Below are 18,704 nucleotides of genomic sequence, written 5' to 3'. Positions count from 1 at the left end.
CTTTTCAGAACTCATCTCCGACGGTGTCTAACACAAGGTCCATCTGAGCCAACATGGCAGATGCACCTTCCTCAGCCGAGCTATGTACGCTCCGCATCAGCGCAAACAGTTCACGCCCAGTGCCAACGCCCGGAGGTGGAATGTCCGCAGGCTTGCGTGCAGCCCATTCCTCGTCTGACACGAGCACATCAATCGCCCCCGTCACAGCGCAGACGCGCACAATGTCCCCATCTTGTATTTTGGCAATGGGACCGCCGACCTGCGCTTCCGGGCATACGTGAATTGCGGAAGGCACTTTGCCGCTCGCACCAGACAACCGTCCATCCGTCAGCAAGGCAACACGAAAGCCGCGATCCTGAAGGACGCCGAGCGTTGGCATGAGCTTATGCAGTTCAGGCATACCGTTCGCTTCCGGGCCTTGGAAACGCACGACAATAACCACATCGCGCTCTAACTCACCGCGTTTGAATGCTGCACCCACGTCGTTTTGATCGTGGAAAACACGCGCAGGGGCTTCTACCGTCAAGTGCTCCTTGGCAATGGCGCTGCTCTTGTAAATGCAACGGCCGATATTGCCATGCATCAGCTTGATGCCGCCATCGGCCAGAAACGGCTCTGTAACGTCACGCAGAATACCGCGATCCGAAGACGGCTCAGCCGGGACGTAAGTCAGTTCACCATCTTCCAGCGTCGCGCGCTGTGCATAATCTGTGAAACCGTTACGCGACACCGTCATAATGTCTTGGTGTAACAACCCACCGCGCAGCAATTCAGCAATGACCGTGGGCATACCACCGACACGGTTAAAGCCGTTCACGTCCTCAGAGCCAGAGGGATATACACGCGTCATCAGCGGCACAACGCTGGAGAGGTCGCTCAGATCTTCCCAGTTCATGATGATGCCAGCAGCACGTGCAATCGCCGGCAAATGGATGGTGTGATTGGTAGAGCCACCGGTCGCCAACAACCCAACTGCGGCGTTTACAATCGCGCGCTCGTCCACACATTCCGCTAAAGGACGCGCGTCGTTACCGTTCATGCTGATCTCAGACAGACGGTGGATCCCAGCCCGGGTAACAGCTTGACGAAGCTTCGTGTGGGGATTGATGAACGCTGAATCGGGCATCATGAGGCCCATAATCTCAACCATCATCTGGTTCGTATTTGCCGTACCGTAGAAGGTACAAGTTCCCGCGCTGTGGTAGGAGGCATTCTCCGCTTCCATCAACGCATCTTTGCCGACCTTACCCTGCACGTAGAGCTGGCGGATACGGACTTTTTCTTTATTCGGCAGACCCGATGTCATCGGCCCAGCAGGGATTAGCATCGTGGGCAAATGCCCAAAGCGCAGTGCACCCATAAGAAGGCCCGGTACGATTTTATCGCAAATACCGAGCAGCGCCACGCTCTCAAACATGCCATGGCTCAGCCCCACTGCCGTAGACATCGCAATCACGTCACGGGAGAATAAGGAGAGCTCCATGCCCTCTTGCCCTTGTGTGACGCCATCACACATGGCCGGCGCGCACCCAGCTACCTGAGCGGTCGCCCCCACCTCACGTGCGAAAAGCTTAATCTGCTCAGGGTATCGGCCGTAGGGCTGATGCGCAGACAGCATGTCGTTATAGGTGGAAATGATGCCGATGTTATTATTGCGTGCTTCCATCAAGCTAGGCTTATCGCCCTCAGATGCCGCAATAGCATGCGCCAAATTACCGCATGCCAAGCGCGGTCGAGACACACCTTTTTCCCGGTTACGTTCCATCAGAGCGAGGTAACGCCGACGCGAAATCTTCGATCGATCGATGATCCGGGCTGTTACGCTCTCTAAGACGGAATTCAGAGACATGGGAACTCTCGCTAATCGTCTGCCGCGGCGAACAAACGGAAGACCGCTTTCCGTCGTTAGTCACAGCATCGTGATGGGAGCTCTTACATAGGGAATAGGAACGGGATCGGCAACCATCCCGGCAGCACATAAAGTGCACTAAAATAATACTATTTCTTTCAAGCGAAGAAATGTTTCGCTTAATTTTCCTATAACACCCTTAAGGGAACAGTTTATTTCGTCAACTAATAGTATACTATAGCCATGATTTTTCTTCATAGCAAACATTCACGGAATGTTTATCAGCACCATTTTGACGTAGGCAAAGGCGATAAAAGGGCATTTTCCATACGCGTCAGAAATGGCGCTATTGCAGGTGGCCACTTACCGCTTTCAAGCGCTTGCGCCCGAATAAGACTCCGCGATTGAGCATCTTTATAAGGCCACAAATGTGCAAAACGCGGCACGCCTTCAAGGGAAACCATTGCACAACAAAGCGGTGATAAAGTGCTTCTCGCCACTAGCGCATGGTTAAAACGCTCAACGACATCCGCCATGGCATCGTGGTGGCATTCATAGCAGCGCCACTCGTAAACCCCACCATAGCGCCCCGCCTCAAGAAGGGGAGTAACAATTTCCCAAGAGGTCACATCTTCTCGCACGACAACATCACGTGGAATATGATTCAGGATGTCACGCCGCATAAGACGAAGTTGCTCAAGTGTCTCTGCCGTATACAGGGCCATAATACGGTTTAACGGGCCGGTCTCGGTTAGCCAAAGCCCAGCCTCCTTAAACTTTTCCAGCGCTGTCGCCACGCGTGAAACCAGACCGGGACGGATGTCTAATGTCAGTGTCTCAGCGTAGCGCATAACGTAACCCTCTAGATCGCTCTTAGTTCTTTGCCGTTTGAGCAGCCACAAACTTTTCAAGCCAGTGGATGGTGTAATCACCCTTCTGGAACTGAGCATCTGCCAGAATTTTACGGTGCAGCGGGATAACGGTCTGAACCCCTTCCACGACGCACTCGTCCAACGCGCGTTGCATGCGCGCGATTGCTTCCGCACGGGTCGGAGCGTGGACAATCAGCTTGGCAATCATGCTGTCGTAGTAAGGCGGAATACGATAGCCCGCATAAATCGCGCTATCCATACGCACACCCAGCCCGCCGGGAGCATGGAACACCGTAACTGTGCCGGGGCTTGGCACAAAAGTTTCTGGATTTTCAGCGTTGATACGGCACTCGATAGCATGCCCAGATATTTTAATATCCGACTGGGTGTAGCCAAGCTTCTCACCTGCCGCGATACGAATCTGCTCGCGCACCAAATCAACACCGCACACCATTTCAGTGACGGGGTGCTCCACCTGCAAACGAGTATTCATCTCGATGAAGCAGAACTGGCCATCCTGATACAGGAACTCAAGCGTACCGGCGTTACGATAGCCCATTTTAGACAGAGCTTCTGTTGTTGTACGGCCAATAGCATCACGCTCTTCAGCCGTGAGAGCCGGAGAACCCGCTTCTTCCAACAACTTCTGGTGACGGCGCTGCAAAGAGCAGTCGCGTTCACCTAAATGGACAACGCTGCCATGGGCATCTGCCAGAATCTGCAATTCGATATGGCGTGGCCGATCCAGATATTTCTCCAGATAGACTTCGTCATTTCCAAAAGCAGCACGCGCTTCAGTACGTGCAACGCTCCATGCTTCTTCGATCTCGTCTGCAGTATGAGCGACTTTCATACCGCGTCCGCCACCGCCAGCAGCAGCCTTGATCAACACAGGATAGCCAACACGTTCAGCAACTTCACGCGCTTCGGCCAAGCTGGCCAAGCCACCGTCTGAGCCCGGCACGAGCGGCACCCCAAGTGCGCGCATCGTAGTTTTGGCCGTGATTTTATCGCCCATCATACGGATGTGTTCACCCGTTGGACCGATAAAGGCCAAGCCGTGCTCTTCCACAGTTTCTGCGAAAGATGCGTTTTCGGACAAAAACCCGTAGCCCGGGTGAATAGCTTCCGCACCCGTAATGGTTGCAGCGGACAAAATGGCCGCAACGTTCAGGTACGAATCACGCGCGCTGGGTGGCCCGATGCACACAGCCTCATCGGCCAAGCGCACATGCATGGCGTCCGCATCAGCGGTGGAGTGAACAGCAACCGTTTTAATGCCCATCTCACGGCAAGCCCTGAGAATGCGCAATGCGATTTCGCCGCGATTGGCGATGAGGATTTTTGAGAACATTATTCGATGATCGCCAGCTTCTCACCAAATTCTACCGGCTGGCCGGACTCGACCAGATACTTCGTCAGCGTGCCTGCACGAGGTGCCTTGATCTGGTTGAAGGTTTTCATCGCTTCAATCAGCATGATGGTCTGGCCAGCAGATACTGTCTGACCTTCCTGCACGAATGTCGGTGCTGATGGGTCCGGCGAGAGGTAAGCCACGCCAACCATTGGGCTTGGCACTGCACCCGGATGATCGCCTGCAGGCGCTGCAGGGGCCGCAACTGCAGGTGCCGCAACCGGAGCGGCAGCAACGGGCGCAGGCGCCGCAACAGCCTGAACCGGAGCAGCACTACGCGCTACGCGAATCCGGCTTTCTTTTTCAGCGATTTCAATCTCGGTCAGGCCGGTATCGGTCAGAATCTCGGCCAATGCCCGAATGGCATCTTTATCCACGAGCATACGGCTCATCCTTCGTCTTCGATCAGGTCGGTAATTGCTTGGAGCGCATGAGCGTAACCGCGCACCCCTAATCCACAGATTACACCAATTGCAGCCTGTGAAACATAGGTATGGTGGCGAAACGCTTCCCGGCGGTGAATATTGGAAATATGCACCTCAATCACGGGCAAATCGACGGCTAAGAGCGCGTCTAAAAGCGCGATTGATGTATGCCCATACGCCGCAGGATTAATCACAATCCCATCAAACCGTCCCCGGCATTCCTGCACCCACGACACGAGTTCGCCTTCGATATTCGTTTGACGAAAATCGATACCGACATCGAGCCGCTCAGCCGCTTGGATACATATCTGCTCCACATCATCGAGTGTCGCTGATCCGTAGATTCCGGGCTGGCGCAGACCCAGCATATTCAGGTTAGGGCCGTTCAAAACGGCAATGTGAGGACGTCTCATTAAGCCGCGCGATAGCACTTTCAGCGCAAATACGAAAGCACCATTGCCCTAAAACCGCCGCTTTTAAGCGTTCAAAAACGGGACAGGGTGATAATTTTATGCTATGAGCATTGGGTTTTCGCCCGTCCCGTTCACTGGAGAAGAACCTCAAACAGTGCCATTTTCGCCTGCTAGAAACATTCGCTACTTACGCGGCCTATGCGCTGTTTTGGCCCTTGGAGCGCTTTCTCCCCTTCAGGTCACGGCTGACGATACCGTCCCTGAAAGCGCGACTGTAGTCGCCGGGAAGACGAGCTGGGCCGATTCTGTCCGTGCAGCATTGGCATCGAGAGCGCAGCGTTTGAAGCAGGGTGCAAAATGGACCGAGCAGGGCGTTGCAAGTTGGTATGGGCGTCAATTCCACGGACGCCATACAAGTTCAGGCGAAATTTTTAATACCAATGCTTTGACCGCAGCTCATCCCACGCTGCCGATTGGCACAAAACTTAAAGTTGTTTCAGAAGATACCGGCCGCTCGGTCATCGTTACCGTAAATGACCGGGGCCCCTTTAACAACCGAATCATTGACCTTTCCCACGCAGCCGCATCCCAACTGGGCATGCTTGGCAGCGGCACAGCTCACGTAAAAATCGCCCGTTTGGAAGAAGATGGCAGCGAAGAAACCGAAGTGGCTGATGCAGGTGATATCGACACCCTCGCCCCTGTAGCATCAGCACCACCTCGCCCAGCACAGCACGTGTCAGCAAAGCACCACAACGCTTCCCACCACCATTAAAACGCATTCGCTGGGGCACACTATTTTGCCCCAGCATGTGCCTTGGCTAGCCAGCTTCTTCCAAAGCGGCAGCCTCCGTAACGGGATCCGGCCGCTCCGACCCCGTGATTCGTGGTTGTATCCCACGACGCCGATCTTCGAGAGCCGAGTTGAGCTCCGCGCCTACCAACACGACGTATGCGCTAACGAAGAACCACATCATTATAGCGGCCACAGCCCCTAAAGGCCCGTATGTTGCCCCGTAACTCGCGAAGTGACCAACATACCACGAGAAGCCCATGGAACTGAGTACCCACAAAACTGTGGCAAGCATGGAGCCGGGAAACACCCAACGCCAACCGCTTGCCTTGTAACAAGGCCCAAATCGGTAAAGTAAACTCATGGCTATCAGCACAAAAAGCAGCATTAATACTGGGGTCGCGACATGCACCGCCAAGGGCGCTCCGTAAGACACCAGCATATCGAACGGCGGCGGCAGAGTACGTAGCCCGAAAACATGCAGCAATATTTTGGGCAGATGGTCGACGATGGCAGGCGCTGCAACCATGAGCGCGAGCGTTAATGCGGCTCCCAGAATCGTAGCCAGCGTTGTCCCAAAAGCCGTTGCCTGAAAACGAATAAAGCCTCGTGTCTCATCGACGTTATACGCCAGGTTTAACGCCGAGAGTATGGACTTGGTGCTGGCCGACGCCGACCAGAGCGCTATTGAAAGGGAAATCACCAACCCAATGGTCAAGGACGAATGAGGTTGGCTGACCAACTGGTGAATTCTATCCCCGATGAGTGAGTAAGCCGCCCCTGGAAGAATGTGCTGTAACACCTGCAATTGAGGTTCGACTGTTTGCAGATCAAACACCAACCCATAAACCGATATCAAACTACTAATGGCCGGGAACATCGACAGAGTCGCATAAAACGCGCATCCAGCCGCAGAGATAGACGTCTGAGTAGTTCGAACCTCAGACAGTACCTGCTTTAAAACAAGCTTCCATCCAGCCTTGGACATTGAGACAGGCGAAGCAGCGCCCGTGCCAGGTGCCTCCACGCTAAGCTTGCGCGCAAGGCGCACTCCCTCCTGATCTGGCTTAGCCTGCCTGATTTCCTCTACCGGGTGTTCGTCCGATGAGGAATCGGCTCTTAAATTAGGAGGTGAATTCACTCAAAATGCCCCTCAACATCGCTTTAGCTCTTCATGCGGTTTTTACCGCAACTCTACGCAGCATTTTACGCATGAGCGGTCATAAATGTTGCACTTTCTAATGATGCCTTTGGGAAATTAGGACGAAAAAGACACGCTTTTTCTTACGTATGCGGATTGATTATGTTTTCCACTTGCGCTTCCAACAAGATCGTTTAATACCCCGCTCCACGCAGCAACGCACGTGCCACTGGCCCTCTGAAGGTTACGCAACGACGTCAAGCGTTCTGGCTTAAGGGGCTCTTTTGAGTTTCCAGCTTTCGCCGGTCCGTTCGACCGTTTCGCAACACACTCGCAGGGCGAGAGCGATCCCTGCTGAGTACGTTTTTGGGGAATTTGAGTGAATGACTCCCAAAATCACTCGTTTCTTAACTGAACAATCACCCGCAACACCCTGCCTCATTGTCGACCTCGACGTCGTGGAGCAGCAATATAAGAATTTGACGGAAGCCCTCCCCGAGGGACGTATCTTCTATGCTGTAAAAGCGAACCCGGCACCCGCTATTCTAAAGAAGCTAGTCGCGCTTGGCTCATGCTTCGATGCGGCATCAATTCCTGAAATTGAAATGTGCCTCGCAGCTGGCGCGCAGCCAAGCCAAGTCTCTTACGGCAATACCCTCAAAAAGGTGGGACAAATCCGTCAGGCGCGCGAAATGGGCATCGACCTTTTCGTGTTTGACAGTGCCGAAGAACTCGAAAAAATTGCCGAGCATGCTCCGGGCGCGCGCGTTTTCTGCCGCTTGGCAGTTGAGAATGAAGGCGCAGACTGGCCGCTATCACGCAAGTTCGGCACGACCACTGCACATGCGGGCGAGTTGATGCGCCGCGCACCGTCACTTGGCCTCATCCCTCATGGTCTATCTTTCCATGTCGGCAGCCAGCAGACAGGCGTCGCAGCTTACGACCGTGCTATTGATATAGCTGGCGCGCTATACCGCAGCCTGAAAGCGGACGGCATTGATATCCGTATGCTGAACCTCGGCGGCGGCTACCCAACGACTTATAATCGTGATGTGCCAGATATTCACGCTTTTGGTGAAACCATCATTAAAGCATTAGACCGCAACTTCCCGGGCGAACACCCCGAGCTCCTGCTTGAGCCAGGCCGCTATATGGTAGGGCGTGCCGGCATTGTTTCCACGGAAGTTATCTTGGCCAGCCGACGCGGTGGTGCAGAAAAAGATCCGCGCTGGGTCTATCTGGATATTGGTCGCTTTGGTGGTATGGCAGAGACAGAAGGCGAGGCAATCCGCTATCTGTTCCGTACCCCCCATGATCAATCAGACGAAACACGCTCACCTTGCATCTTGGCAGGCCCAAGCTGTGACGGTGTTGATATCATGTACGAAAAAAACCGCGTTCCACTGCCAAACGCACTTAAAAGCGGCGACCGCATCGAAATCCTCGCAACAGGTGCTTACGTTTCAACCTATTGCTCAACGGGTTTCAATGGCTTCCCTCCGTTGGAAGAACATTACATCTAAAACTGAAAATCCCCCGCATTTTGCGGGGGAACCCCTTTCTTAAAATTATTCCGTTTCGCCTTCTTGCAGCAGCCAGTGTCCTGCTCCTGCCATGCATTCTGCAAGTAACGTCAACGCAGACTTCACATGGGCGCTTACGGCCGCATTCAGCATCAGGCTCTGCAAAATCGCGCCAACAGCCACAGAGTCATCGTTTTGTGCGGCGCGGACAGCTTCGATCAAAGCAGACTCAGTTCTTGTAAGAAATTGCGCTCCCGGCCGAGAAATATCCAAACCCTCTTGGCCAGAAGCCTTCATCAAATCTTGAGCCTCTGAAAATGCTTGTTCTGCAGCATCAAACAATGGTGCGAAAATTTCTGGGAACATACCATCTGTCGTTCGTGTCTCTCTGCACGGTGCAACACGAAAATGACCCGACAAGCATCTTAAGCTCCATAAAGCCAGACGTTCGCAGCAGCACATATCAGTCAGACTAAAAACCGAACGCACACCATCTTGCTGCATAGTAATCGTGTGGCCCTGTCGCACTTTATTCATGCGTGGATGCGCCAAACCATCAAGGCCGCGCCATTGTCCTGATGCTACAGACAATGTCGGTTGAAACGCGATGCTCTCAGAGGCAAGGGCGGTAGAACGAGGCATGGGAAACATCTCCGAATCTCAGTAGATGTTCCTTTTAAATGAGAATGATTTGCACCTTCAACTGAAAATTTTATTCAATTTTGCGCAGCATGCCGTTCGTACAAAAAAAGCGGCCATTCTCTTGATAAGAAGGCCGCCTCAAAAAAAATTAATCAAAATTATACGCCGTAGAAAGGAACTACCTCCCGCTCTTTATCCGCTTCTGTCAGAGCTGGCGCAACCTCAACAAAACCATCGACCTCAAGCAACGAGCCAAACTCACCTGAGACAACAATGTTTCTAGGGTAAGCCAGCGCCCTGCCCGTTTGGTCATGCTCCACGCCAACCGCAGCAAAACGTGTGAGCCCCTTTAAAGCATGTACGGCTTCCGCCAACGCCACACGCGGCGGCTTACCAATCAACCTTTGCTGCCCGCGCTTTAACAGCGGCAAGACGTAACGACGCATGCAAACAGTTATGCCGACTGAGTCAGCGGGCAATCCGAATACTCGCTGCCCTTCTGGTCCCACGCCAAACCAAAACGCGGCACCAGGTTCCTGTGCTACGCCGTCAAAAAGAATATTAACACCAAGGTCTCTCAACGCGTCCGCTACTGCACTTTTTGCGCCAAATGGGCCACCTTCACCCAAAATCAATACATCATGCGTAGCAAGTTCTTCTGCCAGAGCATTATGAATCTCATGAGAGACATTGGCAACATGACGGCGTTGGCCGCGCTTAAAGCCAAAGTCATTTAAGGCCCCGGTAATAGCGTATTCACTGGAGCGACGGATCTCCCACGGAGCAAGACCTTCTTCACCGTCATCGTCAACAGCAATTAAACTATCACCGACAGCAAAAACCCCAATCGATGGGTCAGCCGCGACAAGCACATCCCGCAAGCCATTTGCTGCAAGAACAGCCAATACAGGGCCTTTGAGCACTATACCCGGTTCCAGCAGAGGCGAATTTTCCTGCCGCACCGTACCTTGGCGGTCAATAAACGCTCCGACCTCAGGCAAGGCCTCGGGCTCAACCGTAATAAAGTCGCCCTGCCGTTGTACTCGCTCACCCGGTATAACCACGTCTGCGCCCGAAGGAATGATGGCACCGGTCAAAATTTCCAAGCAGCCGTCGTTTTGAGGAAACTCCAACGGGGCACGGCCTGCCCTTTGCAAACCAGTAACGTGCAGGACGCCATTGGAGGGAATACTTGCCGAACACACAGCATAACCGTTGACTGCAGCACGATCACAAGGTGGCTGGTCGCGTTCAGCCCGTACAACCTGACGCAGGGTACGCCCCACAGCTTTGTTCAGAGGAACCCTTACCGTTCCAAAATCCCCTGCGTGTTCCCATACAAGTGACGATGCACGGTCAACGGCAATCAACTCGTTCATATGCAGGCCTTGTCTTGACCGTATTGAGCGCAGCGAGCACTTCGGCAGGCAGTACTACGGCAACGGTGAGAAGCCTTCAAAAAACCCCTCAAACAGATGCCGTAACCTCCAGCCAAATACGGGACTGAATTGAAATCTGATCAAAGTTAACGGAAATTTATTCGGATTCGCAAGGCAGCGTCCGGCGCTTTTTGAGCCGCTTTTTGCCGCGATTAATCTCCCCCCACCTCCCCTAACGGACATTCGGGGTGGTCGGAACGCCTTGGTATTATCTGCGATTTCAACGCCTTGGAGGAGCCCTTTCGCTACATTCCTTTTGAGAGAAATATCTTCATGCAATGTCGGCATTTTCTAAAAAAAATTTTGAGCATCACCTAACGGATGAAAATTTTGCCTAATTAAAAGGCAATTTTGTCCTGATTTTTGTATGATTTAATAATAAAACATTCACATTCCTTCCCGAAAATTATCCGGGAAGGAACGGCGCACTCTCAGACGATAGGGTGAATCCAACCATGCACGTCATTGCTACGGCCTGCTTGGATGCCCATTAACAGTTGGCGCAGCGTCGCAGAGACTGGTCCAATCGAAGAGCCATCTCCGAAAACTGCCTCACCACCCGTACGCCGCAAACGACCAATCGGGGACAATGCAGCCGCCGTACCGCACGCAAAAGCCTCACGGTAACGCCCTGAAGCCGCACCCTCGAAAATGTCGTCGATGTCAATTTGCGTTTCTTCAATCGTGATGTTGTTGTCAGCAGCAATACGCAGGAGGCTGTCACGGGTAATGCCACGCAAAATGGTTCCGCCGAGAGGCGGAGTAACCAGAACGCCATCATCGCGGACAAACATCACATTCATACCGCCCATTTCTTCAATGTAGCGGCGCTCACGTGCATCCAAGAACAGCACTTGGTCACACCCTTGCTCTTTCGCTTCTGCCTGCGCGACGAGACTTCCTGCATAATTCCCACCGCATTTGGCCTCACCCGTACCCCCAGGCGCCGCACGCGTGTAATGCTCGGAAACCCAAACAGACACTGCCCCGCCACTGAAATAGCTGCCGACAGGGCATGCAATGACAATAAACAAATATTCTGAAGCAGGTTTCACCCCAAGAAAGACCTCGTTAGAGATCATAAACGGACGCAGGTACAAGGAGCGACCGTCCCCTGATGGTACCCAGGCGCGGTCAATTTTGACCAACTCATCTACGGCTTGGACAAAAAGTGCTTCAGGAAGTTCAGCCATTCCCATGCGGCGCGCAGATTCTGCAAAACGACGAGCGTTCGCTTCCGGTCTGAAGGCAGAAATCCGGCCGTCAGCGGTGCGGTACGCCTTCATACCTTCAAAAATTTCTTGCCCATAATGCAAAACGGTTGATGCAGGGTCGATGCTCAGGGGCTTGTATGCGCTGACTTTAGCCTCGTGCCAGCCCTTATCTTCCGTAAAACGAATCGTGACCATATGATCCGTGAAAACACGACCAAACACAGGGTTTGCCACAAGCTCAGCACGGCGTGCTGGATCTGTTGGAGTAGCAGTAGGCTCAATAATAAAATTGGTCATGCAAACGCTCTCGGTCTTTATGGTCCTAAATAACACCCTCATTCTGGCATAAAAGAACCGTACTGCACACTAGCCCGCTGTTATGTTGCAAAACGCCTTACAACGTCCTGCACCGCATCGGCTTCGGTCATCAGCATGACCTCTCTGCGTAATTGATCACATTCTTCAAAGCTGATCGTGCGGATCAAGCGCTTTACTCTCGGCAAAGAGGCAGATTTCATAGAAAAACTGCGGACCCCTAGCCCTATGAGGAGGGCTACAATTTTTGGGTCAGCTGCCATTTCACCACAGACCGAAAGCGGCCTGTGAGCCCTTAAGGCTGACTCAGCAGTTGTTGCAATCAAACGCAAAACAGCCGGATGCAACGGGCTATAACGGTCGGCCACCGCCGCATCAGCCCGATTGACCGCAAGCGTATACATTGTCAGGTCATTCGTACCGAGGGCGAGAAACTCGGCGTGCTGGACCAAGGCATCAGCAATGAGTGCTGCGGCGGGTGTTTCAACCATCACGCCCAATGGCGGCAAAACCTCCGGCAAATCTACGCCCTGACGACGGAGATTCCTGCCCACACGTTCATAAATCTCACGCGCCGCAACCACCTCGTCAACGGACGTGACCATAGGTAGCAAAACCCGCACCGGGCCATATTGCCCGTCACCCGCGCTTACCGCCTTGAGAATAGCTGCGAACTGAGTTTCCAGCACCTCCGGCGCTTTCAAGAGCAAGCGTATACCGCGCAAACCCAAAGCGGGATTATCACCAACAGCCGGCTGGGGCTGACCAGCATAACGCAGGTAGTCTTGGCCCTTTTCCCCACCCCAATCGAAAACACGGATTGTGACAGGCTGTCCTGCCATACCGTCAAGCACTGCACGATAAACTTCGGCCTGCCCGTCCTCGTCCGGTAGGTCGTCCTCATCGCTAAACAAAAACTCGCTCCGCAGCAGACCGATGCCTCTTGCACCATTCCGCATCAACATCGGCAATTCGGCAGCAAGTTCCAAATTTGCTAGAAGCTCAATCGCCTCGCCACTCTTGAGCTCGGCAGGAAGACGACGGATGCGGCCAAAAGCTCTTCTTTCCCGAGCCTCTTTCGAGGCCGCTTCACGCGCTAAACGCATTTCTGTCGCGTTCGGGTTGACTGTGATGGTGCCCAAGTGAGCATCCACGACGAGCATGTCACCTTCTGCGACCTGAGCCATCAAACCCGGGACAGCGACTATCGCAGGAATGTCCAGCGCCCTTAGCAGAATCGCCGTGTGGTCTGCCCCACCGTTTCCTTCAGTCACCACAGCAGCTACCCGTGCGGGGTCGATCATAGCAATATCTGCTGGGCGCAACTGCTCCGCAACCAGAACAGCACCTTCAGGAAGGCTTGAGAACGCCCTATACGAAACACCGGTCAGGTTACGAACCAGACGCCGACCTATCTCCTCGAACTCACCCGCTAGGCGCATAGAAGCGGCCGCCGCATCTTGCTCATCAGTAGAGGGTAAGGAGATATTAGCCGTCGCAACGATGCTTTGGGCCAGTTCTGCACTAACCTCTGCGACAGCAGCCTCAGCTGTCAGCCCCTCATCGGAAATTTTTGACCGCACCTGCCGCGTCAACCGTGATGGTCCGAGCATACGATCATAAACTGTCAATAAACCAGATACGTCATCACGGCCGCTTTCCGGCAGACGCACCAAGCGGCGTCGTATTTTTTCAATTTGCCTTTGCGCCCGTGCCACAGCCTCCTCAAAGCGCTGCTTCTCTTGCGCCACGTCATAACGGCTGATTCGGGTTGTAATTTCTGGCAACGGAAGCGCTTCGACCCGGCCAGCCGCCCCCAGCCCGATGCCTTGCGTTATGGCTCGCCCGCGCAGAATACGCGACTGGCCGCGCTTGGTACGTGCCCGGCCTCGCTGACCGGCTTCAGTCACGCTCACCGAACCCGTCTGAAATGAGCGCAACTACCGCCTCTAGAGCCTCTCTCGCCTGCTGCCCATGCGAACGCACCAATATAGTCTCACCTTCGCCTGCGCCAAGCATCATCAGCCCCATGATCGACAATGCTGAAACGACGTTACCCGCGCGCTCAACCGTTGTTTCCGCCTCGTAACCCTCTGCTGTGGTTACCAATTTCGCTGCCGCACGCGCGTGAAGCCCTAGCCGGTTTACGATCCGCAATTCTCGTACGAACAGATCTTGGCTCATGAAAGTCTCAGCTTTTAAGAGAGGAGAGAAGACGCCCTTGGGCGATACCAGTTTCGTATACGACGGCCGCGGGGCCGTGTAACTTTTACACTCGCATCACAAGCAGAGCGCGGCCCGCCTTGCAAGCAGGGATTAGGCAACTGAGACGCCGCCGCAATATATTTTCGACCAGCCAACATCGCAACGTCGATGCAGCCTGTTAAATCCAAGCACGCACGTGATTTAGCCAGCTTGACCAACATGGGCACATTTGCACCGGCAAGTACTTCAACCCGCTCGGCTTGGCGAAGCGACAGGGCCAAATTAGATGGAGAACTACCAAAAATATCTGTCAGAACCAGAACGCCCGCCCCAGTATCTAACCGGGCAACGGCCTCATCCGCCTGGGGCTTCAAGCCAACAGGGTCATCGTGATCCGTTACCGCCAAACACTCAATCTGGGCCTGCGGCCCAACGACATGAACCAAGGTTTCCAGCAGAACTTCACCGAGCCGGCCATGCATGACCAGCAAAATACCAATCATATAGTTGCCCCATCAACATTCCCACTCGGGGGTACAGCCCAGCGCCACGTCGATATTCCTTGACGGGCCAACTCACGGTGACTGACCATAAACGGCCCAACTGGCGCAAGTTCAGGCAAAACACGCGCCAAAGCTTCGATGATCGTCACGGAGCGGTGTTTGCCGCCGCTACACCCCACGGCAATCGTGGCGTATTTCTTACCCTCTTCCACGAAACGCGGAAGCACCAATCCCAACATGTCTACAATACCCTGAAAAAAGGGCTCATAGGCCGCATCAGCCTGAACATACTGAGCGACATCGGCTTCTAAGCCGGTTTTTGGCTGTAACTCGGGATTATAATGCGGATTCCGCAAAAAGCGTGCATCAAAAACCATATCCGCTTCTCGGGGCAGACCTGCAGGATATGCAAAGGAGACTAGGACAACCGTCAACCCCTCGCCTTTACCTCCACCAAAGCGCGTTTCAATAAAACGCTTCAGTTCTGGAGCAGGCAAATCGGATGTATCAATGACAGCATCTGCCACCGCTCTTAGCGGTGCCAGAATCTTTGCCTCCTGCTCAATGCCCGGCCTGATTGCACCACTTGCCACCAGAGGATGCCGCCGCCGCGTCGCCGTGAAACGGCGTAGCAAGACATCTGGCTCAGCGGTGACATAGACTAGCTGAACATCACAATCTGGCAGAGATTTAAGGCGCTCAAGCTCTTGCAAGACACGCGGCGTTTCAAAGCCACGGCTCCGCACATCAATGCCTATGACCAAACGCTCACCACGGCGCGGCACCAAAGCCCCCAAAAGATGGAGTGGCGGATTATCCACGACCTCGTGCCCGAGATCCTCCAGCACATGCAACGCCGTCGATTTCCCCGCACCCGAGAGGCCGGTCACGATCAGGATATGGCGTAATACGCCAGCACCGTCACAAACATCTTCGGAGTTTTGAGGCGAGCAGCCTTTGGCCGGAAAATCTGTGGCTGCTTGCTCCGCAACAGAGCGTTCCGGCAGGCCAATTTCCGCTTTTGAAGGGTTGGGCAGTGACATGGCACACAAAATAGCCGCTTTCTGCCCCAGAAAAAAACCTTTTCCCTCTCAAACTTTAGCGAACAGTGTTTTCTTGTTCTATTTTCCCGCCCCTGCCACCCATTCGTAACGGCCGGTACAGGCGTCAAACGCAGCTTTTACACGGGAAACATCGCCGTATTCACTGCCTAAAATTCTTAAAAGGACCGCACCTGTCTGCGGGTCATGCTCCGATTGTGGCAAACGGTCCGCCCTCCTGCCCAACGCGACTGCCAGCCGAACAGGAACAGGAGCCACCCAAGGCATTGCCAAAATACCTACGCCTCGGACTTCGATAAGCCCCCGAATCGTCTCTGGGGGTGATGCGCCTTCACTCCCCAATTCGACGCGATCATCCGCCACAAGCGTAAAACCATGTTCGATCAAGGCCAATGCCAACAGCGATTTACCAGCGCCAGTCGGACCATAAATAACAATAGCAGCCCCATCTCGGGCAACGCAGCTGGCATGTATCGAATGCGGGATCATAGCCTCGGCATCGTAGAATTTGCCTCATCGCAACTGGGGGAGTATGTAACATAATTATTCTACAGACAGCGCTTTTTAGCTCAACGCTCTCCTCGTCACCAACGCGGATGATTATTCTTTATGCCAAATATTGCATTGCACCATAGCGTTTCCCTCTACGGCAATGACGTGTCCTGCGCCGATTTTCATGGGCTTGACCCTGAGGGGGAGCGCCCCCTTAATCTCGCTGAAGAATGCCGACAGGCGCTAACAGCCATTTCAGACGCTCTGGGAACGCATAACCTGAACCTAAGCGACACCCGTCATCTTATCGCCATGCTCCGTGCGGGCGAAGAGTACGTACACTGCCAAAATGTTATTGAAACTGCCCTCGCCACTACTCAGCCGGCCATGACGCTGCGTATCGTCCCGCGCTTTCCTATCCCCGGCCAAAGAATCGCCTTGAGCGTCATAGCTTCTCACACCGCTTAAAACCGCTCAGCGCTTACCCAGCATTGGGCAAGCGGACGACGAAACAAGCACCGCGCACTTGCCCGGTGGGCCCCATAACATTCTCCGCAAAAAGGCGACCTCGCAGAGCGTTGATGATCTGCCGACTGATGGCCAACCCCAAACCAGAGTGCTGACCAAAATGCTCTGTTTGCGGACGCTCGGAATAGAAACGGTCAAAGATACTTTCCAATTTACCAGCCGGAATACCCGGCCCTTGGTCACTGACGGTAATCTCAACGATATTTCCGGTACCCGGGCCGGTCCCAGCTATTGTCCGGCTGCTTGCGTGCAATGCGATTACACCCCGCTCAGGCGAAAACGAAATGGCGTTCCCGATCAAGTTCCGCAGGACCTGCACCAGCCGGTCTTCAACAGCCCAAGCTTTCAAAGCTGGGCCGTTCTCCGGCACATCCAAGCGCAAAATTGGCGCATCAGGCTTACGCGTCGTTTGATGCATTTCGACAAGGATCGAAAGTAGAGACACGACCGAAACAGGTTCAGGCCTTGCGCGGGACAACTCCGCATCAATACGGCTCGCATCAGAAATATCGGTAATGAGCCGGTCCAACCGTTTAACGTCACTTGTCATGATTGACAAAAGCCGCTCCCGACGGTCAGCCAGCACGATGCGAGGAAGTGTCTCCACAGCTGAACGAATGGACGATAATGGGTTTTTTATTTCGTGGCTCACATCCGCAGCGAACCGCTCAATGTCATCCATCCGCGCCCAAAGTGCGAGCGCACTTCCACGCAGCGATCGTGCCAACACACCGATTTCGTCGCGGCGTGTGAGCAACTGCTCAGGCACGAGATCACGCCGACCATCTGCTTCGCGCATCTCTCTTGATGCTCTGGCCAAGCTCAGTAATGGCCGTGCTATCGTACGAGACAGGTAAAATGACAGTAAGACCGTCATCATCAGTGCGACTAAAAATAGAGACAAAATCGAAGACCGCACCTCAAAAAGAGAGCGATCCACTTCTGGCGCCTGCCGGGTTAACTGAATAATGCCAACGGTCAGCCCTTCATGGATAACCGGCTCAACAACCGTGATTGCAAGCTGATGGTCCGGCAGCCTGCGGATAAAAGGCGGTAATTCTGCAGACCTCGAAGCACGCTGCTTCGCCTCGCTCGATGCCTCTCCAACGGGGGCGTCAGGTATCGGGTCCGGGGTGTTGAGCGTGACAATACCCTCACTAGACGTGAGCGGTAGTAATGAGACGAGCCAATCGTAAAACGCTTCAACCGAACGGCCCGTTGTGAGTTTTCGCGGCGTAGTGTCTTTCGTCTCAGCAGCGGCTGCAGTGTCGTCCGTGTGTTGTGCGCCCGCAGGGGTAGTACTGCGTTCGAGGTGCGGTGCGGTATGGGGCTGGCGATCTTCACGGCTATCCGCCACCAGCTTCCCGTCAGGGTCAAAAAGACGGGCTGTCGCGTTGGGGCTAGGTTCTGTCAGGCGTGCCAAGAAGGACCGCGCAAGCCCAACATCCAGCACATAATCTTCTCCGGGCAGGCTGTGGCCACGGGGCGCTGGCTTCGCGGCAAACTGCCCAACCGCCCCTGCATAGATATGCGCCTGCTCACGCAGCGCATTCACATCGGTTTCCAGCAAAGAGTTTTGGAATTGATCCAAAAACAGCAGCGTCATGGCCAAAAGCGCGAGAGGCAGAATATTGAGCAGCAATATACGCACCAAGAGCGGCGTCATGGCACGGCGTGGTGGCAACAAACCGGCGACACGCCGTCTCACTGCCACGAAACGCACGAAACCTTTCCAGAAACCAAATCCGCGTTGAGCAGCAAGAATGTGCTTACGAACCTCACCCTGCTCGCGCCGCTCCTCATCCCGCAACGGGGATAACGATCCGTCACTCACGCTTGCACCCTCACACTGCTAGGCCCCAAAAATTTTGCAAA

The 18,704-nt window shown here is 54.0% G+C and carries 18 protein-coding genes; 3 read left to right on the top strand and 15 right to left on the bottom strand.

Annotated features, from left to right (window positions below; all coding sequences use genetic code 11):
• Positions 1–4: 4 nt before the first annotated feature.
• The 5 genes from edd to aroQ form a co-directional block, all read right to left on the bottom strand.
• On the bottom strand, positions 5–1,849 hold the full coding sequence (edd, locus tag D5366_RS06870; RefSeq protein ID WP_141492839.1) for a phosphogluconate dehydratase: 1,845 nt from the start codon (positions 1,847–1,849) through the stop codon (positions 5–7).
• 281 nt (positions 1,850–2,130) lie between these two features.
• Positions 2,131–2,700 (bottom strand): NIPSNAP family protein, encoded by a 570-nt coding sequence (locus D5366_RS06865; protein ID WP_141492838.1) that lies wholly within the window; start codon positions 2,698–2,700, stop codon positions 2,131–2,133.
• 22 nt (positions 2,701–2,722) lie between these two features.
• Positions 2,723–4,075 (bottom strand): acetyl-CoA carboxylase biotin carboxylase subunit, encoded by a 1,353-nt coding sequence (gene accC / locus D5366_RS06860; RefSeq protein ID WP_141492837.1) that lies wholly within the window; start codon positions 4,073–4,075, stop codon positions 2,723–2,725.
• On the bottom strand, positions 4,075–4,527 hold the full coding sequence (locus D5366_RS06855; protein WP_141492836.1) for an acetyl-CoA carboxylase biotin carboxyl carrier protein: 453 nt from the start codon (positions 4,525–4,527) through the stop codon (positions 4,075–4,077). Before D5366_RS06855 ends, accC begins: the two co-directional genes overlap by 1 nt.
• On the bottom strand, positions 4,524–4,973 hold the full coding sequence (gene aroQ, locus D5366_RS06850; protein ID WP_141492835.1) for a type II 3-dehydroquinate dehydratase: 450 nt from the start codon (positions 4,971–4,973) through the stop codon (positions 4,524–4,526). The genes D5366_RS06855 and aroQ overlap by 4 nt, the downstream gene beginning before the upstream one ends.
• Before the next feature lie 103 nt (positions 4,974–5,076).
• Here aroQ and D5366_RS06845 point away from each other — a divergent pair, with 103 nt between their 5' ends.
• The gene (locus D5366_RS06845) at positions 5,077–5,748 is read left to right on the top strand and encodes a septal ring lytic transglycosylase RlpA family protein (RefSeq protein WP_141492834.1); all 672 of its coding nucleotides are present in this window, start codon (positions 5,077–5,079) and stop codon (positions 5,746–5,748) included.
• Between the two features lie 46 nt (positions 5,749–5,794).
• Here the strand turns inward: D5366_RS06845 and D5366_RS06840 are convergent, their stop codons facing one another.
• The gene (locus D5366_RS06840; RefSeq protein WP_170211105.1) at positions 5,795–6,754 is read right to left on the bottom strand and encodes a YihY/virulence factor BrkB family protein; all 960 of its coding nucleotides are present in this window, start codon (positions 6,752–6,754) and stop codon (positions 5,795–5,797) included.
• A gap of 536 nt (positions 6,755–7,290) precedes the next feature.
• Between D5366_RS06840 and D5366_RS06835 the strand changes: the two genes are divergently transcribed.
• Positions 7,291–8,430 carry a type III PLP-dependent enzyme gene (locus D5366_RS06835; RefSeq protein WP_141492832.1) on the top strand — a complete coding sequence of 380 codons (1,140 nt, stop codon included), beginning with the start codon at positions 7,291–7,293 and terminating at the stop codon, positions 8,428–8,430.
• A gap of 45 nt (positions 8,431–8,475) precedes the next feature.
• Here the strand turns inward: D5366_RS06835 and D5366_RS06830 are convergent, their stop codons facing one another.
• The 8 genes from D5366_RS06830 to D5366_RS06795 form a co-directional block, all read right to left on the bottom strand.
• Positions 8,476–9,072: a hypothetical protein gene (locus tag D5366_RS06830; RefSeq protein ID WP_141492831.1), complete on the bottom strand. Its 597-nt coding sequence runs from the start codon at positions 9,070–9,072 to the stop codon at positions 8,476–8,478.
• A gap of 158 nt (positions 9,073–9,230) precedes the next feature.
• On the bottom strand, positions 9,231–10,451 hold the full coding sequence (locus tag D5366_RS06825; protein ID WP_141492830.1) for a molybdopterin molybdotransferase MoeA: 1,221 nt from the start codon (positions 10,449–10,451) through the stop codon (positions 9,231–9,233).
• Positions 10,452–10,942: 491 nt separating this feature from the next.
• Positions 10,943–12,022 (bottom strand): branched-chain amino acid aminotransferase, encoded by a 1,080-nt coding sequence (locus tag D5366_RS06820; protein ID WP_141492829.1) that lies wholly within the window; start codon positions 12,020–12,022, stop codon positions 10,943–10,945.
• Positions 12,023–12,102: 80 nt separating this feature from the next.
• The gene (gene ptsP, locus D5366_RS06815) at positions 12,103–13,950 is read right to left on the bottom strand and encodes a phosphoenolpyruvate--protein phosphotransferase (RefSeq protein ID WP_240775199.1); all 1,848 of its coding nucleotides are present in this window, start codon (positions 13,948–13,950) and stop codon (positions 12,103–12,105) included.
• Complete coding sequence (locus D5366_RS06810) at positions 13,943–14,224, bottom strand: HPr family phosphocarrier protein (RefSeq protein WP_141492827.1); 282 nt, start codon at positions 14,222–14,224, stop codon at positions 13,943–13,945. The genes ptsP and D5366_RS06810 overlap by 8 nt, the downstream gene beginning before the upstream one ends.
• Positions 14,225–14,238: 14 nt before the next feature.
• The gene (locus D5366_RS06805) at positions 14,239–14,748 is read right to left on the bottom strand and encodes a PTS sugar transporter subunit IIA (protein WP_141492826.1); all 510 of its coding nucleotides are present in this window, start codon (positions 14,746–14,748) and stop codon (positions 14,239–14,241) included.
• Positions 14,745–15,791, bottom strand: a complete 1,047-nt coding sequence (gene rapZ, locus D5366_RS06800) for an RNase adapter RapZ (protein ID WP_141492825.1) — start codon at positions 15,789–15,791, stop codon at positions 14,745–14,747. The genes D5366_RS06805 and rapZ overlap by 4 nt, the downstream gene beginning before the upstream one ends.
• A 78-nt stretch (positions 15,792–15,869) precedes the next feature.
• Positions 15,870–16,298, bottom strand: a complete 429-nt coding sequence (locus D5366_RS06795; protein ID WP_141492824.1) for an HPr kinase/phosphorylase — start codon at positions 16,296–16,298, stop codon at positions 15,870–15,872.
• A 120-nt stretch (positions 16,299–16,418) separates the two neighbouring features.
• Between D5366_RS06795 and D5366_RS06790 the strand changes: the two genes are divergently transcribed.
• Positions 16,419–16,769: an endoribonuclease L-PSP gene (locus D5366_RS06790; RefSeq protein ID WP_141492823.1), complete on the top strand. Its 351-nt coding sequence runs from the start codon at positions 16,419–16,421 to the stop codon at positions 16,767–16,769.
• Between the two features lie 13 nt (positions 16,770–16,782).
• Here D5366_RS06790 and D5366_RS06785 read toward each other — a convergent pair whose 3' ends face one another.
• Positions 16,783–18,495 (bottom strand): stimulus-sensing domain-containing protein, encoded by a 1,713-nt coding sequence (locus D5366_RS06785; RefSeq protein WP_170211104.1) that lies wholly within the window; start codon positions 18,493–18,495, stop codon positions 16,783–16,785.
• Between the last annotated feature and the right edge of the window lie 209 nt (positions 18,496–18,704).

The sequence above is a fragment of the Neokomagataea tanensis genome (assembly GCF_006542335.1).
Taxonomy (GTDB): domain Bacteria; phylum Pseudomonadota; class Alphaproteobacteria; order Acetobacterales; family Acetobacteraceae; genus Gluconobacter; species Gluconobacter tanensis.
The sequence above is the reverse complement of the archived record's forward strand: the minus strand, read 5'-3'. Positions and strand labels throughout refer to the sequence as shown.

Coding starts and splice junctions, on each gene's coding strand:
- aroQ (WP_141492835.1), bottom strand. CDS start 4,973: ATGAGACGTCCTCACATTGCCGTTTTGAACGGCCCTAACCTGAATATG.
- edd (WP_141492839.1), bottom strand. CDS start 1,849: ATGTCTCTGAATTCCGTCTTAGAGAGCGTAACAGCCCGGATCATCGAT.
- D5366_RS06865 (WP_141492838.1), bottom strand. CDS start 2,700: ATGCGCTACGCTGAGACACTGACATTAGACATCCGTCCCGGTCTGGTT.
- D5366_RS06840 (WP_170211105.1), bottom strand. CDS start 6,754: ATGTCCAAGGCTGGATGGAAGCTTGTTTTAAAGCAGGTACTGTCTGAG.
- D5366_RS06795 (WP_141492824.1), bottom strand. CDS start 16,298: ATGATCCCGCATTCGATACATGCCAGCTGCGTTGCCCGAGATGGGGCT.
- D5366_RS06835 (WP_141492832.1), top strand. CDS start 7,291: ATGACTCCCAAAATCACTCGTTTCTTAACTGAACAATCACCCGCAACA.
- D5366_RS06830 (WP_141492831.1), bottom strand. CDS start 9,072: ATGCCTCGTTCTACCGCCCTTGCCTCTGAGAGCATCGCGTTTCAACCG.
- D5366_RS06825 (WP_141492830.1), bottom strand. CDS start 10,451: ATGAACGAGTTGATTGCCGTTGACCGTGCATCGTCACTTGTATGGGAA.
- accC (WP_141492837.1), bottom strand. CDS start 4,075: ATGTTCTCAAAAATCCTCATCGCCAATCGCGGCGAAATCGCATTGCGC.
- D5366_RS06820 (WP_141492829.1), bottom strand. CDS start 12,022: ATGACCAATTTTATTATTGAGCCTACTGCTACTCCAACAGATCCAGCA.
- rapZ (WP_141492825.1), bottom strand. CDS start 15,791: ATGTCACTGCCCAACCCTTCAAAAGCGGAAATTGGCCTGCCGGAACGC.
- D5366_RS06855 (WP_141492836.1), bottom strand. CDS start 4,527: ATGAGCCGTATGCTCGTGGATAAAGATGCCATTCGGGCATTGGCCGAG.
- D5366_RS06810 (WP_141492827.1), bottom strand. CDS start 14,224: ATGAGCCAAGATCTGTTCGTACGAGAATTGCGGATCGTAAACCGGCTA.
- D5366_RS06785 (WP_170211104.1), bottom strand. CDS start 18,495: ATGACGCCGCTCTTGGTGCGTATATTGCTGCTCAATATTCTGCCTCTC.
- D5366_RS06845 (WP_141492834.1), top strand. CDS start 5,077: ATGAGCATTGGGTTTTCGCCCGTCCCGTTCACTGGAGAAGAACCTCAA.
- D5366_RS06790 (WP_141492823.1), top strand. CDS start 16,419: ATGCCAAATATTGCATTGCACCATAGCGTTTCCCTCTACGGCAATGAC.
- D5366_RS06805 (WP_141492826.1), bottom strand. CDS start 14,748: ATGATTGGTATTTTGCTGGTCATGCATGGCCGGCTCGGTGAAGTTCTG.